14 protein-coding genes and 1 other RNA gene are annotated in these 13172 nt (G+C 44.6%); 7 read left to right on the top strand and 8 right to left on the bottom strand.

Annotated elements, in window-relative coordinates:
• Position 1 precedes the first annotated feature (1 nt).
• Entirely contained in the window at positions 2-1039 is a 1038-nt protein-coding gene (gene glpX, locus QI031_RS07295) for a class II fructose-bisphosphatase (protein WP_281484524.1), read from the bottom strand.
• A gap of 406 nt (positions 1040-1445) precedes the next feature.
• Here glpX and QI031_RS07290 point away from each other — a divergent pair, with 406 nt between their 5' ends.
• The 3 genes from QI031_RS07290 to pstS all read left to right on the top strand — a co-directional run bounded on the left by QI031_RS07290 (position 1446) and on the right by pstS (position 4779).
• Positions 1446-2186, top strand: a complete 741-nt coding sequence (locus tag QI031_RS07290; RefSeq protein WP_281484523.1) for a cytochrome c biogenesis protein CcdA — start codon at positions 1446-1448, stop codon at positions 2184-2186.
• 3 nt (positions 2187-2189) lie between these two features.
• A complete protein-coding gene (locus QI031_RS07285; protein WP_281484522.1) occupies positions 2190-3605 on the top strand; it encodes a cytochrome c biogenesis protein in 1416 nt (471 codons plus the stop codon).
• Between the two features lie 121 nt (positions 3606-3726).
• A complete protein-coding gene (gene pstS, locus QI031_RS07280; RefSeq protein ID WP_281484521.1) occupies positions 3727-4779 on the top strand; it encodes a phosphate ABC transporter substrate-binding protein PstS in 1053 nt (350 codons plus the stop codon).
• Positions 4780-4860: 81 nt separating this feature from the next.
• Here pstS and QI031_RS07275 read toward each other — a convergent pair whose 3' ends face one another.
• The 6 genes from QI031_RS07275 to QI031_RS07250 all read right to left on the bottom strand — a co-directional run bounded on the left by QI031_RS07275 (position 4861) and on the right by QI031_RS07250 (position 7291).
• Positions 4861-5391: a P-loop NTPase family protein gene (locus tag QI031_RS07275; protein ID WP_281484520.1), complete on the bottom strand. Its 531-nt coding sequence runs from the start codon at positions 5389-5391 to the stop codon at positions 4861-4863.
• Positions 5392-5422: 31 nt separating this feature from the next.
• Positions 5423-5839 carry a preQ(1) synthase gene (gene queF / locus QI031_RS07270; protein ID WP_281484519.1) on the bottom strand — a complete coding sequence of 139 codons (417 nt, stop codon included), beginning with the start codon at positions 5837-5839 and terminating at the stop codon, positions 5423-5425.
• A gap of 103 nt (positions 5840-5942) precedes the next feature.
• Positions 5943-6341 (bottom strand): hypothetical protein, encoded by a 399-nt coding sequence (locus QI031_RS07265; protein WP_281484518.1) that lies wholly within the window; start codon positions 6339-6341, stop codon positions 5943-5945.
• Between the two features lie 141 nt (positions 6342-6482).
• Positions 6483-6863 (bottom strand): phasin family protein, encoded by a 381-nt coding sequence (locus QI031_RS07260; RefSeq protein WP_281484517.1) that lies wholly within the window; start codon positions 6861-6863, stop codon positions 6483-6485.
• Between the two features lie 26 nt (positions 6864-6889).
• An RNA gene (ffs, locus tag QI031_RS07255) (signal recognition particle sRNA small type) lies at positions 6890-6986 on the bottom strand.
• Positions 6987-7024: 38 nt separating this feature from the next.
• Positions 7025-7291, bottom strand: a complete 267-nt coding sequence (locus QI031_RS07250) for a YciI family protein (RefSeq protein WP_281484516.1) — start codon at positions 7289-7291, stop codon at positions 7025-7027.
• Positions 7292-7584: 293 nt separating this feature from the next.
• On the opposite strand from QI031_RS07250, the gene QI031_RS07245 reads away from it, so the two are divergent.
• The 3 genes from QI031_RS07245 to QI031_RS07235 all read left to right on the top strand — a co-directional run bounded on the left by QI031_RS07245 (position 7585) and on the right by QI031_RS07235 (position 12315).
• Positions 7585-8127, top strand: a complete 543-nt coding sequence (locus tag QI031_RS07245) for a 2'-5' RNA ligase family protein (RefSeq protein WP_281484515.1) — start codon at positions 7585-7587, stop codon at positions 8125-8127.
• 106 nt (positions 8128-8233) lie between these two features.
• Positions 8234-8617, top strand: a complete 384-nt coding sequence (locus tag QI031_RS07240; protein ID WP_281484514.1) for a toll/interleukin-1 receptor domain-containing protein — start codon at positions 8234-8236, stop codon at positions 8615-8617.
• Positions 8614-12315 (top strand): NB-ARC domain-containing protein, encoded by a 3702-nt coding sequence (locus QI031_RS07235; protein ID WP_281484513.1) that lies wholly within the window; start codon positions 8614-8616, stop codon positions 12313-12315. The genes QI031_RS07240 and QI031_RS07235 overlap by 4 nt, the downstream gene beginning before the upstream one ends.
• 127 nt (positions 12316-12442) lie before the next feature.
• Here the strand turns inward: QI031_RS07235 and QI031_RS07230 are convergent, their stop codons facing one another.
• Positions 12443-12670, bottom strand: a complete 228-nt coding sequence (locus QI031_RS07230; RefSeq protein WP_281484512.1) for an antitoxin — start codon at positions 12668-12670, stop codon at positions 12443-12445.
• A gap of 246 nt (positions 12671-12916) precedes the next feature.
• Between QI031_RS07230 and QI031_RS07225 the strand changes: the two genes are divergently transcribed.
• On the top strand, positions 12917-13171 hold the full coding sequence (locus tag QI031_RS07225; RefSeq protein ID WP_281484511.1) for a UPF0175 family protein: 255 nt from the start codon (positions 12917-12919) through the stop codon (positions 13169-13171).
• Position 13172: the final 1 nt, after the last annotated feature.

Raw genomic sequence — 13172 nt, 5'->3', positions numbered from 1 at the left:
ACTAATGCAATTGCAGATTCTTAGGTTCGTCAAACAAATGGATAGTATCAACAAAACGGGCTGTATTGGACTGGTTGGAAATAACCAAGCTTTGAGTCCTTGCACCACCGTTGAAGAAGCGGACACCTTCCATGAGAGTGCCGGGGGTAATACCACAAGCAGCAAATAGAACAGTTTCGCCAGAGGCTAATTCGTTGGCATCGTAAACTTTATCGGGGTCATTGATACCCATTTCTTTCAGCCGGGCAAGATTACCTTCTCTGCTTTCACCTATCAAACCTGTTTGCACTACGCTTGGATCATAGATCAATTGCCCTTGGAAGTGTCCTCCCAAGCACCGCATAGCCGCAGCAGAAATCACTCCTTCAGGCGCTGCACCGATACCCATCAAAGCATGGATGTTAGTGCCACCAAAAGCACAAGAGATAGCAGCCGAAACGTCACCATCACTGATCAGTCTAACTCTTGCACCTGCGTCACGGATTTCTTTAATGAGTTCTTTGTGGCGCGGACGATCCATTACCACAACTACCAATTCCTCAATGGAACGGTTTAAGCACTCAGATAGAATTTTAAGGTTTTCAGTAGCAGACTTATTAATGTCAACTAAACCTTTCGCGGGTGCTGGGGCTGCAAGTTTCTTCATGTAGAAGTCAGGCGCAGCAAACAAACCGCCTTTTTCGGAAATTGCCAAAACTGCCATCGAGCCATTTTGACCGTAAGCAACTAAGTTGGTTCCTTCACAAGGGTCAACAGCGATATCAATTTCAATTAGTTCATCAGGGTTACAGAAGTTTTTAGCATCTGGTTGGGTACAAATACCGACTTCTTCCCCAATGTAGAGCATCGGAGCTTCATCGCGTTCGCCTTCGCCAATAACGATGCGACCACGCATATAGATTTTATTCATTCGCTCCCGCATGGCTTCCACTGCTACTTGGTCAGCAATGTTCTTTTCGCCTTTGCCCATCCACTTCGAGGAAGCGATCGCCGCTTGCTCTACTACTTCAATAATCTCTAACCCAAGTGTATTTTCCACAAACTCGCCCTCTCAACTGCTTGCTTTTGCGTCGTTTTATCTGGCCGTTTCAGTCTTCAAGTCTACCAAAGGGCGGATACCTGTGGGAAATACTATGTAGTAACACCTGTGTTAAGTTTTGCTGCTATTAATATTAATGGTGAACAAAACCAGCCCAAAACAGTACTTTTATACCAATTACATTGTACTAATTTTAGAAGGGACTAGGGGCTAGGAGCTAGGGGCGAGGTAAATAGGCAGGGGAGGTAGGGGAGCAGGGGGCAGGGAGCAGGGAGAAATAGGTAATTCCTCTTTATCCCCCTTGCACCCCGCACCCTGCCCCCTTGCCTTTTCTTCCCCATGCCCATAACTAAACAAAATACGTTAAAATTCAAGCAGAGTAAGCATTTCCTGCTTAAGAATATCCATGTTTGAAAATCTGCAAACTCGACTTTACGAATTAGAACAATTTGCCAACTCTCTTGTTGCGAACCAATTAACGCATCTGAGTTTACTGAGTATTGGTATTATTTTCGTAGCTGGCTTACTCACTAGTCTCACGCCCTGTATGCTTTCCATGTTGCCTATTACTATTGGCTACATCGGCGGTTACGAAGCAAAAAACCGCTTGCAAGCTGCGATTCAATCAACATGGTTTGCTTTGGGATTGGCTACTACATTAGCAGGATTGGGTATTACGGCGGCTGTGGTTGGTAAAGTCTATGGTCAAGTGGGAATTGGTTTACCAATTATTGTCAGCATTATTGCTATTTTGATGGGGCTAAATTTATTAGAAGCATTGCCTCTACAATTTCCTTCCTTAGGCGAAACCAATTGGATTTCGCCGGATTTACCGCCAGGAGTGCGTTCTTACTCAATCGGGTTGACTTTTGGTTTAGTGGCATCTCCTTGTAGCACTCCGGTTTTAGCTAGTTTGTTGGGTTGGGTTGCTAGCACCCAAGATTTAATTTTAGGCGCTGTTTTGCTGCTGACTTATACAGCCGGGTATGTTGCACCTTTGATTTTGGCAGGCACTTTTACGGCTTCTATCAAAAAGTTACTGGAGTTACGGCGCTGGTCTGGATGGATTAACCCGGTTAGTGGTGTGCTGTTGGTAGGATTTGGCGTGTTTTCCTTAATTTCTCGCATTCCCTTTGGCAGTTTTTAAGCAATGACTTTAGATGATTCCCCGTCCACAGAGTTACGTTGGTGGTCAATACCTGGGCGATTTTTACGGCAAGAGCTTTTGCCTGTACTGACAAATTTACGACTAGCGATCGCCCTTTTGTTATTAATCGCTTTGTTCAGCATCAGCGGTACTGTGATTGAGCAAGGTCGCTCACCCGCATTCTATCAAGCTAACTACCCTGAACATCCTGCCTTATTTGGTTTTTTGACTTGGAAGGTCATCCAAGTAGTCGGGTTAGACCATGTGTATCGTACTTGGTGGTTCCTGTCATTACTGATTTTGTTCGGCACTAGCTTAACTGCTTGTACTTTCACTCGTCAGTTACCAGCCTTAAAAGCTGCCCGTCGCTGGAAATATTATGAAGAACCACGACAATTTCAAAAATTAGCTTTGAGCGCAGAATTAGATACTGGTTCTCTCAATTCTCTAAATGAAATCTTACAAAAGCGCCGCTATAAAATTTTTCAAGAAAACAGTAATATTCTCTATGCCCGCAAAGGAATAGTCGGACGCATCGGCCCCATCATTGTCCATGTGGGCATTGTGACTATTTTGCTGGGGGGAATTTTGGGCGCAATGACTGGATTTATGGCTCAGGAAATGGTTGCTAGTGGCAATACATTTCAGGTACAAAATATCGTCGATGCGGGGCCTTGGGCATCAACTAAAATGCTGAAAGATTGGTCTGTGCGCGTCAATCGTTTTTGGATTGATTACACTCCCACTGGCGGAATTGATCAGTTTTATTCAGATATGTCTGTCTTGAATAATCAAGGACAAGAAGTTGACCACAAAAAGATTTTTGTGAATCAGCCATTACGTTATCATGGCGTAACTTTCTATCAAACTGATTGGGGAATTTCAGCAGTTAGGATTCAATTTAATAAAAGCCCCATTTTTCAGTTACCAATGGCATTATTAAACACTAACGGTCAAGGACGGATTTGGGGAAGTTGGATTCCGACAAAGCCAGATTTAAGTGAGGGTGTGTCTTTAATTGCCAAAGACTTGCAAGGCATGGTGTTAATTTATGATGCCACTGGGAAATTAGTTGATACTGTGCGTACTGGCATGGCTGCCAAAGTGAATGGTGTGAATCTCAAAATCGTGGATGTAATTGGTAGTACAGGCTTGCAAATAAAATCCGACCCAGGTATACCGATGGTTTACTCAGGGTTTGCTGTGCTGATGTTAGGTACAGTGATGAGCTACTTTTCGCATTCACAAATTTGGGCATTACAAAAAGGCGATCGCTTGTATGTCGGCGGTAAAACAAATCGCGCTCAGGTGGCTTTTGAACAGGAAGTTTTAGATATTTTAGATCAGCTAAGTTCACCATCAAAAAATGACGATCAAACCAACACAACAGAATCTCTAGCATCTAATCCACCACTTTAGCAAAGGCAAAAATTACGAATTAGGTTGCCGAGCGACTTGTACTGAGCGTAGTCGAAGTAAGTCGAGGTACGAATTACGAATTAAAAAGGCTGTTTATTAAACATTGAAACCAAAGATTTATATGTCTGCTCAACTTTTATTTCAGCGACGAGCTTGCCTTCTGAGCATAATCGCTATCTTGTTGAGTATCACATCCTGCACGGCTGAAAATAGAAGGACGAAGAATGTTTCCTTGATTGGTGCTGGAGCGAGTTTTCCTGCACCTTTATATCAACGCTGGTTTGCAGATTACAACCAGCAAAACCCCAACGTAGAAATTAACTATCAATCGGTAGGGAGCAGCGTTGGTGTGCAGCAACTCAGCAATGGGACTGTAGACTTTGCAGCTAGTGATGTAGCAATTACCGATGAACAAGCAGCTAAAATTAAACAGGGAGTAATTGCTTTACCCGTAACTGCTGGGGCGATCGTCTTAGCTTACAATCTTCCTAAGATACCAACTGGCCTAAAGCTATCACGCCAAGTTTACATAAATATCTTCTTAGGCAAAATTAAAAATTGGCATGATCCTCAAATAGCTTTAGCTAATCCAGGGATAAATTTGCCCAATCTCCCGATTCAAGTTGTACACCGAGCTGATGGTAGTGGTACTACAAGCGTATTGACGCAACACCTTAGCGCTATCAACCCAGAATGGAAACGCAAAGTCGGGGCTGGTAAATCCATAGCATGGTTAGTAGGAATTGGTGCTAAGGGTAATGAAGGTGTTACCGCCCAGGTTCAGCAAATCTCAGGCGCTATTGGCTATGTGGAGTACGCTTACGCGACACAAAATAAAATCCCTATTGCTGCTTTAGAAAATAAATCTGGCAATTACATCATACCCACACCAGAATCGGCGGCTAAAACTTTAGAAGCAGTGACATTACCTGCCGATAAATTAATTGCTTTTATTACCGATCCTACAGATGCCCAATCTTATCCCATCGTCACTTACACTTGGCTGTTAACTTATAAACAATATCAAGATCCAGTTAAAGCTCAAGCATTAAAAAACTTTGTGAACTGGGCTGTAACTGAGGGGCAAAAATCTAGTCTGGAACTGGGATATATTCCTCTATCTAAAAAAGTTGTAGTTAAGATACAGTCTGCCACCAAAAAGATTGCCGAATAGCAGCTAAGAGACGACAACTTGATTTCGCTAGTTCTCCTTTAACAATTATCAGTTTTCAGTCAAAAGCTACTTGATAACTGTTCACTGTTCACTGTTCACTATTTTAATAGTCCGGTAGAACTCTTCCACATCATTAGGAGACTGAAGATGGTAAACTCTCTTAGTTTCTTTTGCTTGATTTACATACTCTCGGTACTTAGGAGTTAGCTTTTTGTTGCACAGCCAAACAGTATAGTAACTGTTCAGTGTACCCTGCAAAAGCGGGCTATTCTTAGGCCAACCTTCTGGTGGTACTAGAAATCCTTTCAAGAATCGCTTAGTTACCCACCAATAATGTTGGAGAACTGGCATATCCAAGTACACTAAGGTATCTGCAATTTCTAGGCGTTCCCACACTGTATCTAATGAACCGTATCCATCAATGATCCACTGGTTTTGCTGAAGGAGTTGATCATGAACAGCTTTATACTCCTCGTATGGGACTTCTCCACCGCTTGGTTTATATTTTAGAAGGTCTATAGCAACCAAGGGCAAACCAGTCATTTCTGCCAAACGTTTGCTAAGAGTAGATTTACCGCCTCCAGCATTACCAAATACAGCGACCCTATTCATTAAACGTTTCCTCACACAAACGTTAATGAAATTATTGCTTTTGATGCCGTACTTCTACAACAGTATGCACATTTCCACGGGGGGTAAAATCTGCTTTTACTGTCACATCTAAAGGGTCACAAGCTGCAACAAAATCATCCAAAATTTGATTAGCTGATTCTTCGTGAGAAATATAACGATCGCGGTAACTGTTAATGTAAAGTTTAAGCGCCTTTAACTCTACTACCCGTTCGTCAGGGATGTAGGTAATATAAATTGTGGCAAAGTCAGGATAGCCAGAAAACGGACATTTGCATGTAAATTCCGGCAAACTAATACTAATATCGTATCGTCTGCCCACACGGGGATTAGGAAATGTAATTAATTGCCCTTCGGCAATTTCCCGTTCGCCATACTTCATTTCTGAATTTGGCTGATACACAGTTTCGGATGATTTGTCAATAGTCATTTGTTAGTTGTCAATAGTCAGTTGTCAGTAGTTATTTATCTCCCCTGCCCCGGTCACTGAGCGTAGTCGAAGTGCTGCTCCCTGCTCCCTGCCCCCCTGCCTCTTACTCCCGTTCCCAGTCTGGACAACTTTCATCGTCCCATCCGTGGGGATGCATGGCACAAACTAACAAGTTACCGCCATACACTTGACCGTGGTAGTTATTACAACCTATACAGGCTGCATTTTTTTCGGGTGTGGGTTCAACTTCGTAAGGAAAACCGGGATCTAAGTCTGCCATGATGTCTTCTAGTTCCCAGTAAGTTTCCGAAAAAAACGGTTCAGCTAATTCCTGTAAATACTGATCAACTTCAGTGACAAAAGTACTTTGTACTTGTTCAGTAATTTCTTCCGTCAGATCAAAAAAGGCATCTACCATTTCACTCATTCCTAGGAAGAATAGCTCTACTTCACCAGCTACTGTTTCTACAATTTCTGTTAAATCTTTCTGCAATTGTTCCATAAACTTTACGCCTTTAATGCTGCCCGGCGTGAAGCACTGTAAGTACACCCTAGGCAATGTATATTATAAAGCCTTTGGTCATAGCGTCATGCCAAAGCCCTGCTGACTACGATCACTCAAGCTAAAAAGTCGCTTTTAGATTTAATCGTTTTGCAGTTTTTTTAACTCTTCTTGCAGTTCTAACACTTGCTGACGCAAATGATCTACATTCTCGGTTGAGGGTTGTTTAACAGTTGGTTCTTCGTCTTCCTCTAAGATTTCGATGCGGCGAGGTTCAGAAGGATGTGTTTTGTCTGAGGTTTCACTGGGTGGTTGGGGCTGTTGAGCTTGCTTCATCATTTCTTCGACGAAGCGGCGGGCTTCTTCGGTGTTCATTTCGCCCTTTGCCACCATTTCATCTGCCAGTTTTTGGACTTGTGATCGCAGTTCTGCTAATTTTCCCCCAGCTTTCTCACCTGCGTAAGAAGCTAAGCCGACACCGAGGTAAAAAGCTTTTTGAACAATATCACCAAAACCAGCCATTGCTGCTGAACGCTCCTAACAAATAGGGCGACCCGGAGGCTACGCCTACCCCAAGCATCCCGTATTGCTGCTACCTTCCGGTTCTGACAAAGTTTAGGCGTTGCAGTCGCATAGATCCAGGTCTACTAAAAGCATAACACCAAAAGTTCAGTAAGTGTGTGTTATTCGACTACAATTTTCCATTCGTAAAGTTGATAGTCAACGCAGCCGTTTTTTACCAATGGGTCAGCAGCGACAATCGTTTGAGCTTCATCCATTGAGTTCGCCTCAAACAGCAACATGCCTCCTCCCAACTGCGCCCAATAACCTGTCCGGGCTTTGTGTCCTTTGGCAATTAACTCTTTAACGTAGGCTTTATGGGCGGGTACGTATTGGTCAAAGAGGGGTTTATCGACTGTACCGGCTTCAATTTTGACAAACCAAGGCATCTGCTGGCAACCTCTGAGAATTTTGTATTGTAAATATAGTTGTATATTTTTGAGGCGATCGCTGCTCAAAATAAACTAATAAGTAGTTGGACAAAATTAAATTTATTCGTCGAGGCAGGGAACAAGGGGAGCAAGCCCTGCCCGAAGCCGTGGAGCAGAGCAGAACATGGGTATAAAGCCCCGCCCTAAAAGGGCGCTCTTGCTGGGGCAAAGTAACAAGCTTTGTCTGTTGCTTTCTCCCTTGCTCCCTGCCCCCTGCTCCCCTGCCTCTTTTGACTGTTCACTGAAATGCGATGAGCCGTTTTTTCATTGCCCTTCTACCGCCTCGGCATATTCAAGAGTATGCCAAACAAGTTAAACAGTACTTTGCTGATAACTATGGCAGTCGCGCTGCCCAAAAATCTCCGCCTCACATTACCTTGCAACCGCCCTTTGAATGGCCAGATGCAGATGTGCCACTACTAGAAGCATCTTTAAGCGAGTTTGCCACAAAACAGCAGTCAATACCTATAACCCTCAGCGGTTATGCAGCCTTTGCACCCCGCGTTATCTATATTAATGTTATTAGAAGTCAAGAGCTTTTGAATTTACAAGCTGATTTGGTGGCGTATACAGAAAGTAAGTTGAGTATTGTTGATCAAGTTTCTCAAACGCGCCCTTTTGCTCCTCACATGACGATTGCGTTTCGAGATTTAACTCGGCAAAACTTTAAAGCTGCTTGGCCAGAGTTTGCCCAACGTCAGTTACATTTTGAGTTTATTGCTGAAAATTTAACACTGCTATTACACGACGGTAAGCGCTGGAATGTTAAATCAGAGTTTGGTTTTTCACTCTAGATCCCCGACTTCTCAAAGAAGTCGGGGATCTAGTTTGTTGTTCACGAATAATTTAGGGCTGCTATATATTTGTTAAATTAATATCATTCAAGTCAAGAATTTACTTATGCCTAATGTCTTTATCAGTCATCGTAAAAGTGATGCTCAACAAGCTGAACGACTGGCGAATGAATTAAAAGATGCTGGGCATGAAGTATGGTTTGATGAATGGAAGATAGACATAGGCGATTCGATTGTTGAGCGTGTTGACCAAGGGCTAGAAGGGTCTAAGTATTTAGTGTTGTGTTATTCCTCGTCTGAGATGTCGCCTTGGGTAAACCGTGAGTGGATGTCTGTGTTAGCCCGACAGTTGTCAGGACACCAAGTAAAAGTATTGCCGATTTTGCTCACAGGAGGAAAACCACCAGCTATTCTAGCCGATATTAAGTATGCAGATTTAGTTAAAGACTGGTCACAAGGCATATCTGAACTGCTGCGGGCAATCAAATGAGTCAGAGCAACTGGCAAGTTTATATTGCCCATCACCCAAAGGAAGAAGATTTAGCGGAAGAATTGGCAACACCCATCCGTGAGGCTGGCTATGAAGTAGTGCATCGCGGAACTGTAATGGTGGGGGAGTCATTCACCGAGGAAGTCTCAAAAGTTCTGAGTGCTGGCGGGGCAGTAATATTGTGTGGGACGAGTAGAGCCTTGGGAACCACTTGGGCATCTCAGATTGTGAACGCAGCCAGACAGCAGACTTATGGTGGACAAACGCGGGTTTTTTGTCTTCAGATGGAAGAGGATGCTGATGTCGGGAAATTTAGTTTTGATGAATGTATTGCTCTCTACTGGCAAAACCCTACAAAAGCAATTGAGGATTTGATTGCTGCGCTTAAAAAGCACTATCCTCTTAATACTAATATTGCTCATTCTGCTTACCGTATCTTTCAAGCGCCACCTTTACCGACACACTTTGTAGAACGCCCAGAATATAGTGATGATTTAAAAACTCGCCTCCTCACAGAGTCATTAGATAGTCGTGCTTTAGTAATTACTGCAATTCACGGCTTGGGTTCTGTGGGTAAATCTACATTAGCAATGGCTTTAGCCCATGATGAAGCAATCCAAACTTGCTTTTGTGACGGTATCTTGTGGGCAATTTTAGGACAGGAACCCAATGTGCTTTCTTTATTGAGTGGTTGGGTGCAGGAACTAGGAGACCATAGCTTTAAACCTACCAGTGTAGAAGCAACTTCCACCCATCTGCGGACACTGCTTTATGACAAGGCTGTATTACTGGTAGTTGACGATGCTTGGAATACGCAAGATGCTCAAGCATTTAATGTTGGTGGGTCGCGTTGTCAAGTTTTAGTAACCACCCGTGAAAGGGTAATTGCTGATGCCTTAGCAGCTAGCATCTACAACCTGGATATCATGACAGATACTCAGGCAATGGAATTGCTGACAAAAAAATTAGGACGGGAGATTACAGGTGTAGAACGTCAGTCAGCCCAAAATTTAGCTCAAGGTGTAGGTTATCTCCCCTTGGCATTAGAACTTGCAGCCGCCGAAGTTGCTTGTGGTACAACTTGGGATGAACTATTGGCGGATATTCGGCAGGAGGTAGCGAGATTAACCAGTTTTGACCGCCCGGAAGCTGAAGAAATTACCGATGAGGCGAGTTTAAAACGCTTGAGTTTAACGGCATCATTAAACTTGAGTATCAAGCGAATGCCATTAGAAAAGCAACAGCATTTTGCTTGGTTGGGGGTGTTGCCGGAGGATGTCAACATTAATAGGATGATGGCGGCGACGCTGTGGCAGATGGATGAGCGTGATGCTGCCAAGATGTTGCAATATTTACGGAATAAGGCATTGTTATTAACAGGAGTACCCCTTGCTGATGGTACGCCTACCTATCGGTTACATGACTTGTTCCATGATTTAGCCTGTAATTTGTTAACTGCTGCGCCACAGCCAAGGCAGACAGGAGATTTGCCAGGGTTAGGTTTAAATCTGATTGCTGCTCACGCTGCTTTTTTGGAGAAATATCGCCAGAAAACCCACAATAATTTATGGCATACCTTGGCTGATGATGGTTACATTCATCAGCATTTAGTATGGCATTTGGAAAAGGCGGGACTCTTTGAAGAGATTCACTCGTTATTGCGGGAAGAGTCAGCGAGTGGGAATAATGGCTGGTATGAAATGCGGGAGAAATTGGGGCAAGCAGGAGGTTACATCACGGATATTTCTCGTGCTTGGGAATTAGCCCAAGCGAATTGGAATGAGTCAACATTGCCCCAAGTGATGGGTTTGCAGTGTCGCTATGCTTTGATGATTGCATCCCTGAATAGTTTGGCAGCTAATTTACCAGTTGAATTGCTGATTGCATTAGTCAAAAATAATCTGTGGACTGCTGAACAAGGTCTGGCTTACGCTTTGCAAAATCCAGAACTAGAAAGGAAAGTCAAAGCCTTAGCAAAGCTAATCAAATATTTGCCACCAAATTTAGAAAAACTAGCATTTTCAGAAGCACTCAGTGCCGCCAGGGCGATTCAGTATGAGTTAGACCGCGCCGATGCCCTCAGTGCCTTAGCTGACAAACTGCCAGAGGTTTTGCCAGAAGCACTCGCTGCCGCCAGGACGATTCAGGATGAGTCACATCGCGCCGATGCCCTCAGTGCCTTAGCTGACAAACTGCCACCAGAGTTGTTGCCAGAAGCACTCGCTGCCGCCAGGACGATTCAGTATGAGTCACATCGCGTTTATGCCCTCAGTGCCTTAGCCGACAAACTGCCAGAGGTTTTGCCAGAAGCACTCGCTGCCGCCAGGGCGATTCAGGATGAGTCACATCGCGCCGATGCCCTCAGTGCCTTAGCCGACAAACTGCCAGAGGTTTTGCCAGAAGCACTCGCTGCCGCCAGGGCGATTGAGGATGAGTCACATCGCGCCGATGCTCTCAGTGCCTTAGCTGACAAACTGCCACCAGAGTTGTTGCCAGAAGCACTCGCTGCCGCCAGGGCGATTGAGGATGAGTCACATCGCCTTTATGCCCTCAATGCCTTAGCCGACAAACTGCCAGAGGTTTTGCCAGAAGCACTCGCTGCCGCCAGGACGATTCAGTATGAGTCACATCGCGCCGATGCCCTCAATGCCTTAGCCGACAAACTGCCAGAGGTTTTGCCAGAAGCACTCGCTGCCGCCAGGACGATTCAGTATGAGTCACATCGCGCCGATGCCCTCAGTGCCTTAGCCGACAAACTGCCAGAGGTTTTGCCAGAAGCACTCGCTGCCGCCAGGGCGATTCAGGATGAAAAATATCGTGCCAATGCCCTCAGTGCCTTAGCCGACAAACTGCCAGAGGTTTTGCCAGAAGCACTCGCTGCCGCCAGGGCGATTCAGGATGAAAAATATCGTGCCAATGCCCTCAGTGCCTTAGCCGACAAACTGCCAGAGGTTTTGCCAGAAGCACTCAGTGCCGCCAGGGCGATTCAGTATGAGTCACATCGCGCCGATGCCCTCAGTGCCTTAGCTGACAAACTGCCACCAGAGTTGTTGCCAAAAGCACTCGCTGCCGCCAGGACGATTCAGTATGAGTCACATCGCGTTTATGCCCTCAATGCCTTAGCCGACAAACTGCCAGAGGTTTTGCCAGAAGCACTCGCTGCCGCCAGGGCGATTCAGGATGAGTTACATCGCGTTTATGCCCTCAATGCCTTAGCCGACAAACTGCCAGAGGTTTTGCCAGAAGCACTCGCTGCCGCCAGGACGATTCAGTATGAGTTACATCGCGTTTATGCCCTCAATGCCTTAGCCACCGACATACTGCCAGAGGTTTTGCCAGAAGCACTCACCGCCGCCAGGGCGATTCAGGATGAAAAATATCGCGCCTCTGCCCTCAGTGCCTTAGCCGACAAACTGCCAGAGGTTTTGCCAGAAGCACTCACCGCCGCTAGGGCGATTCAGGATGAGTCACATCGTGCCGATGCCCTCGGTGCCTTAGCTTCAGGTCTGTCAAAAATGCCGAATACTAAACTTTTCCCTGTGTGGCAAGATACACTTGATGAGTTGTCTCTTCGCACTCGTCCTAATTTGCTGGCAGATATCAAAGCATTGTTTCCAGTTATCTTTGCATTAGGTGGTGAAGTTGCAACGGCAGAAGTTGCCCATGCAATTATAGATGTAGGGCGATGGTGGAAGTAATTCGTAATTCGTAATTCGTAATTTTAAAGAACAGTATTTATAGTTTTAAGGCAAAGTGCAGTGCCTGTTTACAGATACTCAACCCAGTTCTTTAATAACTACAGCCCAAGAATGCGAGGTATCGCATTTATAAACTCTCTCTGGTGTCGATGAGTAGCCGATCGCTATTAGTCATGAAATCATCAGAGAAATTGTCTAGACTGTCAATAAGCGATCGCCAGGGGTTATCTTTGGCAATAAGAATAATTGCATTACCAATTTTTTTAATATAAACTTCTGTGCCAGTGAGTTGAAAATCTTCGGGCAAAATCACAATTTGGTGTGTGCCATCAGTGCTAAGTTTGGCAGTGTTCATAAGAATTTATATAGTAGTTTGGTTTAGGGTTCTGGTGAGCAATGCTCACCCTACTATGCTTTCATACCTCCACATTCCAAAATAGGCGATGTCTACGACAAGCCGCGTTGCGTCTACGCGTTTTCTCTTGCAAACTGCGATCGCATTCATCAGCCTTCTTTACCAACATCACCATTAAACATTGTGTATTGAATAAAAGTAATGTTAGCCTTAGCCTAAAAACAAACTGCCAATTCCACTGAATTTATGACCATACAAGTTAGCATCGACCTTCCCAATGATGTATTTTCAGCACTCCGCAGTAATCCAGAAACGTTTGTTCAAGAAATGCGTTTAGCGGCGGCTGTCAAGTGGTATGAAGTTGGTACAGTTTCTCAATCTAAGGCTGCTGAAATTGCTGGAGTTAGCCGTCACCAATTCCTAGAAGCACTCCATCGCTATAATGTTTCACCTTTTCAAGTAACTCCCGAAGAATTAGCTCAGGAGTTAGCGCGTGACTAGA

This window comes from Halotia branconii CENA392 (assembly GCF_029953635.1).
GTDB classification, from domain to species: Bacteria; Cyanobacteriota; Cyanobacteriia; order Cyanobacteriales; family Nostocaceae; genus Halotia; species Halotia branconii.
The sequence above is the reverse complement of the archived record's forward strand: the minus strand, read 5'-3'. Positions and strand labels throughout refer to the sequence as shown.